This window comes from Rhodococcus sp. WS1 (assembly GCF_003797745.1).
Classification (GTDB): domain Bacteria; phylum Actinomycetota; class Actinomycetes; order Mycobacteriales; family Mycobacteriaceae; genus Rhodococcus_F; species Rhodococcus_F erythropolis.
On record NZ_RKLZ01000002.1, the window covers coordinates 1,328,255 to 1,343,441 of the forward strand.

General features: G+C 62.3%; 13 protein-coding genes. 6 read left to right on the forward strand and 7 right to left on the reverse strand.

All coding sequences use genetic code 11. The annotated features are described in order from the left end of the window. The 4 genes from EEB12_RS18775 to EEB12_RS18790 are packed head-to-tail and all read right to left on the reverse strand — an operon-like array spanning position 1 to position 4,109. Positions 1 to 1,323, reverse strand: a complete 1,323-nt coding sequence (locus tag EEB12_RS18775; protein ID WP_141488299.1) for a bifunctional adenosylcobinamide kinase/adenosylcobinamide-phosphate guanylyltransferase — start codon at positions 1,321 to 1,323, stop codon at positions 1 to 3. Then, positions 1,323 to 2,111, reverse strand: coding sequence for an ABC transporter ATP-binding protein (locus EEB12_RS18780; protein WP_141488300.1), 789 nt, complete (start codon positions 2,109 to 2,111; stop codon positions 1,323 to 1,325). Before EEB12_RS18780 ends, EEB12_RS18775 begins: the two co-directional genes overlap by 1 nt. Beyond that, entirely contained in the window at positions 2,108 to 3,142 is a 1,035-nt protein-coding gene (locus tag EEB12_RS18785; protein ID WP_141488301.1) for a FecCD family ABC transporter permease, read from the reverse strand. The genes EEB12_RS18780 and EEB12_RS18785 overlap by 4 nt, the downstream gene beginning before the upstream one ends. Before the next feature lie 7 nt (positions 3,143 to 3,149). Further along, positions 3,150 to 4,109 carry an ABC transporter substrate-binding protein gene (locus EEB12_RS18790; RefSeq protein ID WP_042953078.1) on the reverse strand — a complete coding sequence of 320 codons (960 nt, stop codon included), beginning with the start codon at positions 4,107 to 4,109 and terminating at the stop codon, positions 3,150 to 3,152. A 308-nt stretch (positions 4,110 to 4,417) separates the two neighbouring features. Here EEB12_RS18790 and EEB12_RS18795 point away from each other — a divergent pair, with 308 nt between their 5' ends. Genes EEB12_RS18795 through EEB12_RS18805 form a run of 3 tightly spaced genes read left to right on the forward strand, consistent with a single transcriptional unit; the run spans position 4,418 to position 6,755 of the window. Then, complete coding sequence (locus EEB12_RS18795) at positions 4,418 to 4,834, forward strand: GntR family transcriptional regulator (protein ID WP_007729675.1); 417 nt, start codon at positions 4,418 to 4,420, stop codon at positions 4,832 to 4,834. Between the two features lie 23 nt (positions 4,835 to 4,857). Then, positions 4,858 to 5,700: an ABC transporter ATP-binding protein gene (locus tag EEB12_RS18800; RefSeq protein ID WP_410055714.1), complete on the forward strand. Its 843-nt coding sequence runs from the start codon at positions 4,858 to 4,860 to the stop codon at positions 5,698 to 5,700. Then, a complete protein-coding gene (locus EEB12_RS18805; RefSeq protein WP_258537251.1) occupies positions 5,697 to 6,755 on the forward strand; it encodes an ABC transporter permease in 1,059 nt (352 codons plus the stop codon). Before EEB12_RS18800 ends, EEB12_RS18805 begins: the two co-directional genes overlap by 4 nt. Position 6,756: 1 nt before the next feature. Here EEB12_RS18805 and EEB12_RS18810 read toward each other — a convergent pair whose 3' ends face one another. Then, a complete protein-coding gene (locus EEB12_RS18810) occupies positions 6,757 to 7,398 on the reverse strand; it encodes a DUF4232 domain-containing protein (RefSeq protein ID WP_141488303.1) in 642 nt (213 codons plus the stop codon). 191 nt (positions 7,399 to 7,589) lie between these two features. Here EEB12_RS18810 and EEB12_RS18815 point away from each other — a divergent pair, with 191 nt between their 5' ends. Together EEB12_RS18815 and EEB12_RS18820 are read left to right on the forward strand one after the other, a co-directional pair. Then, the gene (locus EEB12_RS18815) at positions 7,590 to 8,435 is read left to right on the forward strand and encodes an alpha/beta hydrolase (protein ID WP_029256394.1); all 846 of its coding nucleotides are present in this window, start codon (positions 7,590 to 7,592) and stop codon (positions 8,433 to 8,435) included. A 24-nt stretch (positions 8,436 to 8,459) separates the two neighbouring features. Next, positions 8,460 to 9,533, forward strand: coding sequence for a VIT1/CCC1 transporter family protein (locus tag EEB12_RS18820; protein WP_007729922.1), 1,074 nt, complete (start codon positions 8,460 to 8,462; stop codon positions 9,531 to 9,533). Between the two features lie 8 nt (positions 9,534 to 9,541). On the opposite strand, the gene EEB12_RS18825 is transcribed toward EEB12_RS18820, so the two are convergent. Both EEB12_RS18825 and EEB12_RS18830 read right to left on the reverse strand, forming a co-directional pair. Continuing rightward, a complete protein-coding gene (locus EEB12_RS18825) occupies positions 9,542 to 11,374 on the reverse strand; it encodes an APC family permease (protein ID WP_141488704.1) in 1,833 nt (610 codons plus the stop codon). Positions 11,375 to 11,468: 94 nt separating this feature from the next. Next, positions 11,469 to 12,680 (reverse strand): DUF2254 family protein, encoded by a 1,212-nt coding sequence (locus EEB12_RS18830; protein ID WP_141488304.1) that lies wholly within the window; start codon positions 12,678 to 12,680, stop codon positions 11,469 to 11,471. 117 nt (positions 12,681 to 12,797) lie between these two features. Here EEB12_RS18830 and EEB12_RS18835 point away from each other — a divergent pair, with 117 nt between their 5' ends. After that, positions 12,798 to 15,164, forward strand: coding sequence for an arylsulfatase (locus EEB12_RS18835; protein WP_070795597.1), 2,367 nt, complete (start codon positions 12,798 to 12,800; stop codon positions 15,162 to 15,164). Positions 15,165 to 15,187 lie beyond the last annotated feature (23 nt).

The following is a 15,187-nucleotide window of genomic DNA, read 5'->3' on the forward strand; positions in this document are numbered from 1 at the left end:
TCACACGCGCAGGCTCAGGGGGAGCCCGGCGGTCATCAGGACCACGGACTCCGATTCACTGGAGATGCGGCTGTTCACCAGACCGAGTAGATCGCGGAACAGCCTCCCGGACTTCGTGTCCGGGACGACGCCGCTTCCCACTTCGTTCGTGACGGCGACAATCGGAACCGGACAGGCGGTCCAGGCGTCGGCCAAGACGTCGATATCTGCGTGGACGGCGCTGAGATCTTCTGTCGCCCACGCCTGATGTCGGTCCAGACGTGCGGTCAACCACGTGCCGAGGCAGTCGAGCAGGATCGGTGTTGTTGCGGCCGCGAGAATCTCGGCGACTTCGGAGGTCTCTACCGTCGTCCACGTCGACGGCCTCCGCGCGCGATGCGACGCAATTCGTTCGATCCAGTCGGGATCGTCGTCCTGCGGATCCCCGGTGGCGATGTACGTGACGTTCCGGTAGCCGGCAAGCAGGCCCTCCGCGTAAGTGGACTTGCCCGAGCGGGCGCCACCGGTGACCAGAGTTCGATGGCCCTGTCCTACCCCGATCTCGAGCACAGCTCCATCCGGAACCGCTCGCGCCCCGGACAAGCGAAGTGCTTCCGAGAGTTCGTTTTCGACTGGGTTGTGGTGCCCGAGGTGTACGGCGACCACATCGGTTCGATCGGTGATCGCGGTGCAATTGCGTAGTCGGGTCACCGTCTCCGCGAAACTCGGCAGATCATGGTGCCCGGTGCCGTGATCAGTTTTGTGGCCGAAGGTCTCTTCGAGAAAGACGGCGTCGAAACGCGCGTCGGCAAGTGCGTCGACAGTGGATTCGGGCAGAGGCCCGGTGTCGGTGGCCCAGAAGATTCGGGTTCCGGATGCGTCGGTGATGTCGTAGAGAAGGGTGGGTACTTCGTGCGCGGCTTCGAGTGCGCGAACACGATAGGTGCCCAACATGATCGACTGGCCGGTCTCGAGCGGTGTGAAGGTCACCGGGTCATCCGGGCCCACCCAGTCTCGGCAGAGAGCGAGCGCGTCGGGTGGCCCGAGAACCTCGAGTGGTTCGGTGCGCGAGGCCCAGGACCGGAACAGCAATGCCATCGGGCCGAGGTGATCGGGATGAGAATGTGTCAGCAGGATGTGTTCGACGTGTGCCAGCGTGCGACCGAATCGCGACGCGGCACGCGGTACTTCGGGACCACAATCCAACAGGATTCTGTTGTCCACCAGTGCAGCGGTGTGCCCGCGAATGGTTTCACTCGACAGGGCAGCCAGGCAGGAAGGGCAAGTACAGAACGGGTTCGGCCAACCGTCGGCAGCGCCGGTGCCGAGCATCACCAATTCCATCAGCGGGTGCCTTCCTGCCGAATCGGAACAACTATGGGACCGCTGGGCCGGTCCAGGATTTCGACCCGAGCGCCGTACACGCGGCCGAGGAGGTCTGCCTCCAGCACCGATGAGGGTGTGCCGTCGGCAACGACGCTGCCCTTGTCCAGCAGCACGATTCGTCGACCGTACTGACCCGCGAGAGTGAGGTCGTGCATCGCGGCGATGACCGTGATGTTGTCGGCTTCACGCAGTTCCTCCACCAAGTCGAGAACCTGCTGCTGGTGACCGATGTCGAGGGCGCTGGTGGGTTCGTCCAAGAGCAGTACCTGCGGTTCTTGGGCCAGTGCCCGAGCCAGGACCACGCGTTGCAATTCGCCACCGGAAAGTTCGGTGGCTCGTCGATCTGCGAACTCGGTGAGGTCGAGCCTCTCGATCACCGAAGAGATCACCGAACGGTCAGTAGCGGTTTCGGTTCCGAAGCGTCGTAGATAGGGAGTGCGGCCGAGCGCAACCAGTTCCTGAACCGTTGAGCCCTCGGGTACTACCGGACGCTGAGGCATCAACGCGACGACGGCGGACATCGCCTTGCGGCTGGAATTGCGAGGACTCAGTCCCCCGACCGAGAGCTCACCGGTAGACGGAATCAATCCGGCGAGGGCATGCATCAAGGTTGTCTTGCCGGCGCCGTTCGGCCCGACCACGGCAACCCAATCGCCGGGTGTCACATCGAGATCGATGCCGTCGACGACGTCCTTGCCGCCGAGGTTGACTCGGAGGTCGCGGCACCGCACTGCGCTGTCGGTCATGCCGAGACCCGGCTGCGGCGCAGAACCAGAAGGAAGAACGGAGCGCCGATCATCGCGGTCACAACCCCGATGGGGAGTTCGGCCGGTGCCATGACCGTGCGCGCGGCAACGTCGGTGAGGACGAGAAACGCCGCTCCGAGCATGAGTGACAGGGGGAGAAGCAGTCGATGCGACGGGCCGACGACCAGTCGAACCGCATGGGGAACAACGATTCCGACAAAGCCGATCAGTCCACTTGCACTCACGACCGCCGCCGTTCCCAGAGTTGCGGCGAGCACCAGTACCAGGCGTGATCTGGCCGGGTCGACGCCGAGGCTGGCGGCTTCGACGTCACCTACGGCCATCACGTCGAGTACGCGTCGATGTACCAGGATGACGGCAGATGCCAGCGCGACGTACGGCAAGACAACCAGAACTTCCGACCAACCGTCGGTGGACAATCCGCCGAGCAGCCAGGAATAGACCTCGCGGAGTGAATCGTCGAACCGCTGCTGGACAAAAGTCTGCGCTGCATTCGTGAACGCTGCGACTGCGACACCGGCGAGGATGATGACTACCGCGTTCTGCGGCCCGCCAATGCTTCGGCCGAGCGAATAAGTTGCGAACACGGCCAGCACACCACCGACGAAGGCGGCCATGGGAATTCCGAACATGCCCAGCGCTCCACCCGAAACGATGGCGAGGGTTGCGCCCAGTCCGGCTCCGCTGGAAACGCCGAGGAGATACGGATCTGCCAAGGGATTTCGGAACACGCCCTGGTAGGCGGCACCGGCAACGGCCAACATTGCTCCGACCAACGCGCCCAGTACTACTCGCGGAAGCCGGATCTGCCAGAGAATCGCCTGCTGTGTCGCGGTGAGACCGGAATCGAGGTTGATGCCGGGTATTCCGTCCAGAAGTTCGAGAATGGTCCGATCAGGCGTCAAACCGGCGGGCCCCACCAGAACACCGATCAGCAAGGCAGCGCACAGAATCAGCGCGGCGCCGAGCAGAACGGCTGTCCGATGATGGGAGATACCGGCTTTGATCATCGAGTGCTCAGGCCGCGGGAACTTGGGCAACGATGGCCGCGACGGCCTTCACCTGATCGGCGACACGAGGTCCCCAGCGGCTGGAGAGGTCTTCGTCGAGCACATGGATCTGGTTACCGGTAACCGCTTTCATGCCGCTCCACCCGGGCCGAGCGGCGACGGATTCTGCAGTCACTCCACAGCATTGGGAGTCTGCGAGAAAGATGAGATCGGGATTGGCCTGCACCACGAATTCGGCGGACAGCTGCGGATAGTCGCCCTGCCCCGCGGCGTCGGCGATGCTCTTCATTCCGAACAGCGAGTAGATCTGCCCGACGAAGCTCGAACTCGTGACGGTGTAGAGCGAGGAGTCGAGTTCGTGGAAGTACGTCAGCGGCTGTTGGCGCGCAGGAACACTGGCGACAGCGGCGTCGATGTCCGAGCGCATGGTGTCGACAACTTCGGTGCCCTTGTCCTCGTGGCCGGTGGCCTTCGCGACGCGTTCGATCTGGGCGTAGACGTCGTCGATGCTTGTGGCTGCCGGTAGTAGGAGTGTCGGCACCTTCGCCTTTTGCAGCCCGGAGACAAGATCGTTCATGTCATCCGATGCGATCACCAGATCCGGTGCGTAGCCGAGGATGGCTTCGACGTTCGGTTGAAAGCCCGAGAGATCGGTGACCGGGATACCGGCCGGGTAGTCGGACTGATTGTCGACGGCCTTCACCTGATCGCCCGCGCCGACGGCCCACAGGGTCTCGGTGGCGCTGGGACTGAGTGACACGATCGACTGCGGACGTGACTCGATGGTGATGTCCGTGCCGGAATCCGTGGGACCGGAAACAACAGTCACCGGGAACGAGCCGTCCGAGGCGGCTGTGGTTGCGGGTGCGTCGGACGGCGAGCTACTGCAGGCACCGGCAAGCAGTGCGGTGCTCACCGTCAGTGCTGCAAGTACAGATCTGAATCTACGTGTCGGCCGAGTACTCACAGCCACCCCTCCGCTAGTGGTGAAGGGTCGCGAGCAGCGCGGCCGCGAGGCGAAGCGCCACGAGCGGTCCTTCGTCCGAGAACCATCGTGTCGCCACGAGGCCGGTGACCTGACTCGTTCGCCTCGAGTAGTGACGGGCGAATTCACAGTTGCGTCGACAGTGCCGGGGTTTCACCGAACTTCACACGAGCAGCGTGGCACCCCGGTGAACCGGGGCATCTGCACTTTACAGGGGTCGTCTGGCTTGACCCGGGAGGTCAAGGCAGGGTAAATATCTATTCCACTAATGAACTAGTGAAAGGGTTCGGATGATCGACTTCCGTATCGACCGCCGATCCGGCATTCCCACTTACGTGCAATTGGTCCTTCAGGTGAAGCAGGCGCTCAGGCTCGGTGATCTCCAAGTCGGGGATCGGCTGCCCACAGCCAAGGACGTCGTGGGAGCGCTCGCGATCAACCCGAACACAGTCCTGAAGGCCTACAAGGAACTCGAGCGCGACGGACTTGTCGCCCCGAGGCCCGGATTGGGCACGTTCGTCGTGAAGTCCCTGGCCAAGCCCGGTATGGCGGAAAGCTCTGCGCTACGTCGTGAGTTGGCGCGTTGGGTTGCAGATGCCGTGGCCGCCGGACTCGAGCGCACGGACATCGAAGCATTGGTGAGTTTGGAGCTCGAGAAGACGTTCATCGAATCGGATCCGTCCGGAAAGCAGGGGGAGACATCATGACTGCGCAAGAATCGGCACTGACGATGCAGGACGTGGACAAGCGCTTCGGCAAGAAGAAGGTGCTCGACGCCTGCACTTTCGAGGTCGCAACGGGAAGCATCACTGCCCTGGTCGGGGTGAACGGCGCCGGTAAGTCCACACTGATGTCCTTGGCTGTCGGGTTGACGATGCCTGACCACGGTTCGATCTCGGTACTGGGCAGCACGCCGGATCAGGACGGCATCTGCCCAGGCCTGTCCTACCTCGCTCAGCACAAGCCGCTGTACCCCAAATTCACTGTTGCGGAACTTCTTCGATTCGGCGCATGCACCAACGACAAGTGGGATGCGAAGTACGCTCTGGATCTGGTGGAGCGCGCTGGGATTGCTCTCGATGCAAAGGCGAAGACTCTGTCACCAGGTCAACGAACCAGGGTTGCACTGGCTTTGGCGCTCGGGCGCAGACCGCAGTTGCTTCTACTCGACGAACCCTTGGCGGATCTTGATCCCGTGGCGCGGCGGTCCGTCGCGACCACTCTGCTCGAAGACGTTGCCGAGTACGGCACCACGGTTCTGTTGTCTTCACACATCGTCTCCGAATTGGCGGATGTCTCGGATCGACTACTTCTACTGGGCGGTGGAAACGCGAGATTGTCCGGTCCGTTGGATGAATTGATCGCTGCCCATTACGTATTGATCGGGGACGGCGATCCTTCGGACGTGGTCGGCGCCGGCGCGGTCATTCATACCGACAAGGGGATTCGGTCGAATTCTCATGTGGTGGAGGGAGTCCGTCCGAGCCCTCGGGCCGGCTGGGTGATCGACGACGCAACTCTCGATGACGTGGTGCTCGGGCACCTGAGCGCAGAAACGATGGTGGCGGCATGATCTGGGTTACGTGGCGGCACCACCGGACATCGCTCATTGTGTCATTGGGATTCATCGCAGCTTTGGCTATAGCAGCGATAGTCGGCGGAATCGGAACTCGAAGTAGCTTGGGGGCAGAGGGCCGAGGAACGTACTTCGGGTGTGTCGGGGTCGGATGGGACTGTTGGGCGGATACCGCCGTTACCGGTGTGAACACGATCGCCGCTGCCCTGCCGGTACTACTCGGGGCGTTGGTGGGTGCGACCGTCTTCTCCCGTGACATCGACCAGCAAACGCATGTTCTCGGTCTGACGCAGTCGGTCAGTCGAGCGCGGTGGTTTTGGATGCGAGTTCTTGTTGTCTTTCTTCCGCTCACTGTTGCGACCGCGATCCTCGGCTTCATTCTCGAGGCCGCGCGGGTCGGGTTCGAGAGTTGGAGCTATGTGGTCAACGTCGGACCCGTTCAGTCGTACGGAATGAGTTCAATGATCTTCCCCCTGTTCAATTCCAGCGGATTAGTCTTGGGTGCATACACTTTCATGGCTCTGGTCGCCGGTGCTGCGGTATCCCTGCTGGTGCGATCACCCATCGCCGCGGTGGCCGTCACCTTGGTCGCCGTCGCAGGTTTGATGGTGGGATTTCAGAATCTGGCACGGCCACACTATGCCGAGCCGACTGTGCTGACACAAGGTATCGACCATGACACTTTCTACGCGACATACGTTATGGATTCCTCGATGGCGTGGATCGTGCGGAGCGGATACACCGATGCCAACGGCAAGCCGGTCGAGATCGACTATCAGGCGTGCACTACCGATGCAGCCGGTAGTGAACATGATCAGCGATCCGACGAGAGCGACGTGGATTTCTATGTTCGCCAGAAAGCCTTCTTGGCCCAACTCGACGCCGAATATCGTGCGTGTGTGCTCGCGCAGGGAGTGGACCACTACGAAACCTGGTACCACTCGGTCGACCAGGTCAGACGATTCCAATTCACGGAAGCTGGACTAGTCCTGATCCTTTCGGGCTTGTTCCTCCTGCCGGCGCTCTGGGGCCTACGACGCCTCAAGCCGTGACTCAGCGGGCGACCGGCGCGACCGTCAGCTGGTTGATGTTCGCGCCGGTCATCGAGCAACCCTTTGTGGGGTAGGCGAGGAAGACCGAGTCGTAGCTGTTGGGCGGGTAAACCCTCAGTCCCGCAACGTCGGTCACGCCGCACTGATCTGCCGGGTAGTTCTCGACGTTCGTAGCTCGCACCAAAGACGTTGCGGCAGAGCCAGGGGTAAGGGAGACGAGTGAACCGGATCCGGAGCGGCCGGCTGCAGCACCCACTTCGCTTCCGGACGCTCCCGTGACATACGAGACGCCGGGGAAACCGTCGAGCGTGCACGTGCGACCGCCCGTGTTGGTGAAGACCACCGGAAGCTCCACAGAACCGGCGGCGCCACTCGACTCGCCGAGGGTGACGTTCAGTTCCCCGATCGCGCAGCCTTCGGGATTGGGTGCCGTCGAGGTTGTGGTTTGGGTGTGGTCGGTATGGGTCGTCGAAGGTGCGGCAGTACCGGTCTGGGTCGTCGGCGCAGAGGCGCTCGTGGTTGAGGCGGGTGCCGGTGAACTCTCGGCCGTTCCCGTTTCGTCCGAGCCGCAACCGCTGAGAAGGGCGAGAGCAGCAAGTGGAGCCGCCAACAAGCCGACGTTGCGCATGCGGTTGGGATTCATCGCTCTGTACTCCTCAAGCTGGTCGACAACTGGCTCCGGAACATCCGTGTCCGGTATATCCGAATCCGAGGCCGGATGTGCAGAAACGAATCAGGCTCGCCGGTGATCAGGACCTACTTCCCGGATGGATTGCTGCTGCGGATCTAGCATGAGAAATGACCTGTCCGGATCGCGACCACCGGGAGTAGCGCATGTTCACCTTCACCAGCGACGACGGAGTGGTCATTCATGTCCACGAATGGCCCACCGAGCAGGAACCTCGAGGGGTTGTTCAACTCGCGCACGGTATGGGTGAGCACGCAAAACGCTACGCACACGTTGCCGAAGCCCTGAATGCTCGCGGGTTCCACGTCTATGCGGCGGACCACCGCGGCCACGGTGAGAGCATGCACGCCGGCCCAGGCAATATCGGCGACGACGGCTGGAACCGCTTGGTGGCAGACATGGTGACCCTCACGGGCATCATCCGCGACAAACGCCCCGGCTTGCCCGTCGTATTGCTCAGCCACAGCCTCGGTTCGTTCGCTTCGCAGCAGTACATCCTCGATCATTCGCACCTGATCGACGCCGTCGCACTGTCGGGGACCACCGCGGTCGATCAACTCATCGAGAGCCTCGTCAACGACGGCCCGGACGTCCTCGCCCAGTTCAACGCCGAATTCGAACCGGCCCGAACTCCGCACGACTGGCTCAGCCGTGACGAAGCGCAGGTGGATTTGTACATCAACGATCCACTGTGCGGTTTCAGCCTGGACGACGCAGGCATGGGCGGACTTATCGCAGCGGGGCCGAGGTTCGTCGACGTCGAGGGTGTGCGACAAGACCTTCCGATCCTGGTCTTCGTCGGTACCTCGGATCCTCTCAACGCCGCGCTGAGCCGAACCGACGTCGCAGTCGAACGGTACAACTCGGCGGGGATCGAAGACGTCACCTATTACACCTATCCGGGCGCCAGGCACGAGATCTTCAACGAGACCAACCGCGACGACGTCATCAACGATCTGACGACGTGGATGGATCGCGTACTCGAAGCGTGACCGCCTCACCGGAAGGGGAACACGATGTCCACAGTTCCGGCCGCACGACCCGATCCAGACCCGCGAGATGTCAAGCGCTGGAGACGATACCTCGCCGACGAACAAGCCGAGGCCGCCGTCTACCGCGACCTCGCGAGTAGGCGCAGCGGCGAGGAGCGCGAAATCCTTCTCGCCCTGGCCGACGCGGAGGGCCGACACGAGGCGCACTGGCGAGCGCTTCTCGGCGATCACGTCGGCAAACCACTACGCGGCGATATCCGCACTCGGATACTGGGCTTTCTGGCCAGGCGTTTCGGTTCCGTGTTCGTGCTCGCTCTTGCCCAGCGCGCGGAGACGCGATCCCCGTATCCGAACGACGCCGACGCGACCGCATCGATGGGCGCGGACGAGAAGATCCACGAAGAAGTGGTGCGGGCCTTGGCCACTCGGGGTCGGAACAGACTTTCGGGGACGTTTCGTGCCGCCGTCTTCGGAGCCAACGACGGCCTCGTCAGCAATCTCGCTCTCGTGCTCGGCATCAGCGGTAGCGGCGTCTCCAACCAGATCGTTCTGATCACCGGCATGGCCGGGCTTCTGGCCGGCGCCCTGTCGATGGGAGCCGGCGAGTACGTTTCCGTCCGCTCGCAGCGAGAGTTGTTGGAAGCGTCGAATCCTGGTCCCGCGGCCAGCGAAGCTGTCGGCCTGCTCGACGTCGACGCCAACGAATTGGCGCTGGTCTACCGGGCCCGCGGCATGTCCGCCGAGGAAGCGGACCAGCGCGCCGCCGAGGTCCTCGCGAACAGCACCTTCGGCGCCGCGGACGTTGTCGACGACCATGAAGCCGTCGGAACCGGATTGGGCGCAGCGGCGGCAAGTTTTTGCTTCTTCGCCTCGGGCGCCATCATTCCGGTGCTGCCGTATCTGTTCGGCCTGGAAGGCATGACGGCTCTGATCGTCGCATCTGTTCTCGTGGGGATCGCGTTGCTGACGACGGGCGTTGTGGTCGGGTTGCTGTCGGGCGGGCCGCCGTTCAAGCGGGCGCTACGCCAACTTGCGATCGGCTACGGCGCTGCCGGCGCAACGTATCTACTCGGCATGTTGTTCGGGACCTCGCTCTGAGCGTCGGCTCATGCGCGCAGGGCTGGATCGCGGTGAGCCGGATCGATCCGGACCGGAATTTGGCACACCACGGCCTCGGTGTGTTTGCGCAGTGCATGAGCGATCTCATCGGTCCGTTGGCTCGGGAGGAATCGATGCCATCTGGTCGCCGGGTCGATGGTGGCGACGACAACAAAGGTTTCTCGGTGGGGGAAGTGTGTACGGATGTATCGAGCGAGGGTGTTCCCCACGGAATTCTCGGTGTCCTCGATGACGATCAAACGCGAATTCGGGTGTCGGGCTTGCCATCGGCGGGTGAAGTCCGTCGTCGATTCGTGGGCCAGGCAGACTCGAATTGCGATGGGCTGCGAAGACATTGCCGTTGCCGCGGCCATCGCGCGGGTGGAGAGCGACGTAATTTCGGACACGGGTACTAGGACCGCTGGTTTGTATCCGATAGACAGAGAATCGTTCTCACCCTGAACGGTTAACCGCGTACCGATATGTGTGTACGCACCGCGGATGCGTTCCATGCCGAGGACGAGCGCAGGGAGCGCGAGAGCGATCAGCCAGGCGCCCTCGGTGAACTTCATGGCGGTAGTCACCACTGCTGCGATCGAAGTCAACGCAGCCCCGAAACCGTTGAGCGCCAATCGCCACTTCCAGCCCGGTGTCCGTTCAGTGAGCCAGTGGCGCACCATGCCGAACTGCGCGAGCGTAAATCCGATGAACACACCGATGGCGAACAGCGGCACCAAGGTGTTCATGTTTCCGCCGGATCCGATGAGCAGGAGAGCACCGACGCCACCGAGCGACAAAACGCCGTACGTGAAGACGTCGCGCGTCGACTTCCGGCTGAAGCGGTGCGGGAGCACGTTGTCGTCGGCGAGGATCCGCATCAGGTTGGGAAGTCCGCCGTACGAGGTGTTCGCGGCCAACGCCAACAGAATCACGGTGGAGAATTGGACGATGTAGTAGCCCACACCATTTCCGAGGGCAGCGGAAGTGAGTTGCGACAGGACCGTTGTTCCAGGGACTGGGGCCAGTGAGAACTTCTCGATCAACACGGCAAGGCCGATCAGCATGGTGCCCAGCAGGATTCCCAGAGCTACTTCGGCACGCTGAGCGCTACGCACGCGAGGCTTCTTGAAACTGGGTACCGCGTTGGCGATGGCTTCGACTCCGGTCAATGCGGCGCAACCACTCGAAAAGGCCTTGAGCAGAAGGAGAATGCCGATCGTGTGTGCGTTGTCGGCGAGGAAGGGAGCCGTGGCGGCGGCAGGGTTTTCCCGAAGTAGTCCGGCACCGATCACCGTGAAGATGCTGACGACAAAAACCACGGTGGGCAACATGAATACCCGCGCGGAATCTGCGATGCCCCGCAGATTCAGTGCCGTGATGCCGCCGAGTATCGCCAGTGCGATCCAGACCGTATAGGGAAGAAGCGCAGGGAAGGCGGAGGTCAGAGCCGCGACACCGGCTGCGATCGACACCGCGACGTTGAGGGTGTAGTCGACGATCAACGATGCGGCAGCGGTCAAACTGGCGCGCGGGCTCAGATGCTTCTTCGCAACGGCGTATGCGCCACCGCCTTCGGGAAATGCGGCGATCACCTGGCGATACGACGCCACCAGGACCACAAGCAGCACGGCGATGGCGATCGTCACCGGCACGGTGAAGCCGATCCCCGCGCCGCCGGCGAGGGCCAACACCAACACGATGGCCTCTGGACCGTACGACACCGAGGCCATTGCGTCGAGCGACAGACCCGCCAGTCCGGTTGCGACGGAGAGCTTTTGCTTCTCAGGTTCGCCGCCGGCGCGGGTGGTCGACGATATGACTCCACGGTGTCCGAGTATCACTGCATGTCTCACCGAGTCAGTATCGTCATTTCCCGTAGCTCTGAGACTGATCTTGACGATGCCTTGACGCGATGGCCCGCAAATCTGTACGGGTTCACAACGGGGGTTCGAGTCGCGGGAAGCCTTGTGACAGCTGATCAATCCAGCGGGCGCGCGTGGCGAGAATATCGCGGTTCCGAGACTCCGATTGGGCGGCGACGTGCGAAAGTAGGTCGCGAAGTCGGCCCAGAACGAGTGGCGAGTTCGATGCCGAGGCTATGACGTCGTCCAGTCCGGTTCTGACGAAGCTCGTGAAGTCGGGCAGCGGAATCACCACACGCAGATCACCACGCTCGTCGACGGCCCGGATCGAATCTGCGCGCACGGAGGCCACCAGAGAGAGGAGGTCCTCGATCTCGTCCAGAGCCTGCACGGCCGTCGCAGGATCGTTGATAGCGGGTGAGAGCGCTCTGAGCGCGATGTCAGCCAACAACCGAATCGCGAGTAGGGGGTCCTGGGTGAAGGTCCGCTCACTCCCACTGACCAAGGCGTCAAGAATCGTGTTGGCGGGCATGGGTCCGCCGTAGACGTCGGCGAGCGGCAATCCGTCTCGCAGCGTGCTACCCGGCGACACTCGGAGGACCACCATGGATCGGCAGTTCCGAGCGCTCTGCAGGAGATCTTCGACGAGGATCTGTTGCAGAACGGCCGGCGGTCGATGCCACTCGATAGTCGTGATCACCGGAAGTGTTGGTAGAGGAGGCAACTCCAGATCGGTGGTGGGGTACACGGCGGCGAAGACTGCTCGGCCACGACTCGAGATCGAGGTCAGTACAGGAGCCAACTGGATGGCCGAGAATGCGCGCAGCTGGAGCAGCCTGATCAGCGTCAGCGTGGCCAAGAGTGCCAGCACTGCGAGACTTGGCACGACCACGGACACATCTGTTTCGTTGCTGATGGCGAGCGCTGCCGTGATGTCGAAAACCGACTGGCCTATGGCGAAGGCAAACGTCCGCCACACGATGGGGTCGTCGCGGAACAACAACAAGCGAGGGGTGAAGGTGGTCGCGGCCCACTGGACGACAAGGAACAGTAGCGAGAAGATCACTGCAACTACACCCAGTAACCCCAGTCCGAGTGCAACGAGCATCTCGCTGACCTGACGGGCGGGAATCATTGGGCCGCTACGTAAATATGGCATCGCCAGTCCGGCAGCCAGTCCTACGACGACGCACAGGATCTGGGTCAGGCCGGCGCGCACACGGCGCCGGGGGACGAGGAAGGCATGCCCGATCGGGGTGGGAGCGAAACGTCCGGGCTGATCCACCCTTCAAGCCTCCACGCTGCGGCAATGGTGCGCCTTCACCCGAAACGGATGATGTCGGCGTCGTCGTGATCCTGAAACGCTTGAAAGAGCCATGTGAGAGACAGAAGGCGAGACGTCATGACGGATCCGACAGGCCAGAGCCGCGCTGTACTACCGATTCCGGATCGACAACATCTTGGTCTGGTGACGTACGACGCGAAGGATCCGGACACGGAGTTTCCGCCGATCACTCCGCTACTGCCGCCGGCCGGGGCACCCAATGTTCTGGTGGTCCTGTTGGACGACGTGGGATATGGCGCGAGCAGTGCCTTCGGCGGACCAGCGGACACACCGACTGCTGAGCGATTGCAAAGTAATGGGCTCACGTACACGCGGTTTCACACGACTGCGCTGTGTGCACCGACCCGCGCCGCACTGCTGAGTGGGCGCAACCACCATTCGGTCGGTATGGGCTCGGTCACCGAAACCGCGACCTCAGCTCCTGGACTTTCCGGTCTGCGCCCGAATACCAAAGCCGCACTACCGATGACGTTGAAACTGAACGGATACTCGACGGCGCAGTTCGGCAAGTGCCACGAGGTACCGCCGTGGCAGACATCCCCGGTGGGGCCGTTCACATCGTGGCCGACGGGAGAAGGCGGATTCGAGCACTTCTACGGATTCATCGGCGGGGAGAACAACCAGTACTACCCGGCGCTGTACGAGGGTGTCGCGCCCGTGGAGGCGGACAAGACACCGGAGGAGGGTTACCACCTCACCGAGGACCTGGCCGATCACGCCATCGACTGGGTTCGGATGCAGAAGTCATTGGCTCCGGACAAGCCGTTCTTCGTCTACTTTGCACCCGGCGCCACACATGCACCGCACCATGTTCCGAAGGAGTGGGCAGACAAGTACGAGGGCCGGTTCGCAGGAGGTTGGGACGCGCAACGCGAATCGATTCTCGAGCAGCAGAAGCAGCGGGGAGTCGTCCCCGCGGATGCGGTCCTCACCCCGCGCCCCGAGGCCATTCCGGCGTGGGAGGACATGAGTGAGGAGATGAAGCCTGTCCTCGAACGCCAAATGGAAGTCTATGCAGGGTTTCTCGAACACACCGATTTCCATGTCGGCCGGCTTGTCGATGCGATCGAGGAACTCGGAGCTCTCGACAACACCCTCGTGTACTACATCATCGGCGACAACGGAGCGTCCGCAGAGGGGACGATCAACGGAGCCTTCAACGAGATGGCCAACTTCAACGGACTCGCCGCCATCGAAACACCCGAGTTCATGGCGGAAGTGAAAGACAAGTTCGGTACCAAGGACGCGTACAACCACTACTCCGTGGGGTGGGCATGGGCAATGTGCACGCCATACCAGTGGACGAAACAGGTTGCCTCGCATTGGGGTGGCACTCGCAACGGAACGATCGTGCACTGGCCGGCGGGGATTCGGACCAAGGGTGAGACGCGGTCGCAATTCACCCACGTCATCGACGTCGCACCAACGATCCTCGAGGTCGCGAAACTGCCGGAACCGACCTTCGTCAACGGCGTCCAACAATCACCGATCGAGGGGACCAGCATGGTCTACACCTTCGACGACGCCGAAGCCGCCGAACGTCACGATCTGCAGTACTTCGAGATGGCCGGCAATCGCGGTATCTATTACAAGGGTTGGAGTGCGGTCACCAGACACAGCACTCCGTGGCTGTTCGCGGAGGCACTCCCCGCTCTCGACGACGACGTGTGGGAGCTCTACGACGGGTCGCAGGATTGGACGCAGTCCAAAGATTTGGCGGCCGAGTTGCCGGAGAAACTCGCTGCACTGCAACGGTTGTGGTTGATCGAAGCGGTCAAGTACAACGTTCTTCCGATCGACGACCGAAGATTCGAGAGGTTCAACCCTCACATCGCGGGGCGTCCGCAGTTGGTGTCCGGGAACCGACAGGTTCTGTTTCCCGGAATGAAACGGCTGAGCGAGCACAGCGTGCTGAGTATCAAGAACCGATCGTTCAGTGTCACAGCAGCAGTCGACATCGCGGATGGCATTACTGCCAACGGTGTGATGATCGCGCAGGGCGGCAGGTTCGGCGGCTGGGCACTTTACGCGCGGGAAGGGCGCGCCAAATTTGTCTACAACCTGCTCGGCATGACCGAGTTCGTCGTCGGGTCCGACGTTGACATTCCGGCAGGATCACATCAGATCAGAGTTGAGTTCGCCTACGACGGCGGTGGTCTCGCGAGGGGCGGCGCTGTCACGATCTATCATGACGGTCGCGAAGTGGGCTCGGGTCGCGTCGAGCAGACCCAACCGATGGTCTTCTCCGCGGACGAGACCACCGACATCGGTGACGATTACGGCATGCCTGTCAGTGTCGACTACAGTGGCGCAACCACATTCAACGGCCGTATCGAGGTAGTGCAGATCGACGTCGGCGACGATGACCATACCCACCTGATCGACCCGGAGGAGGTGGCGCGAGTGGCGTTGTCCAGACAGTGATTCCACTGACAAGAGCAGCAGTC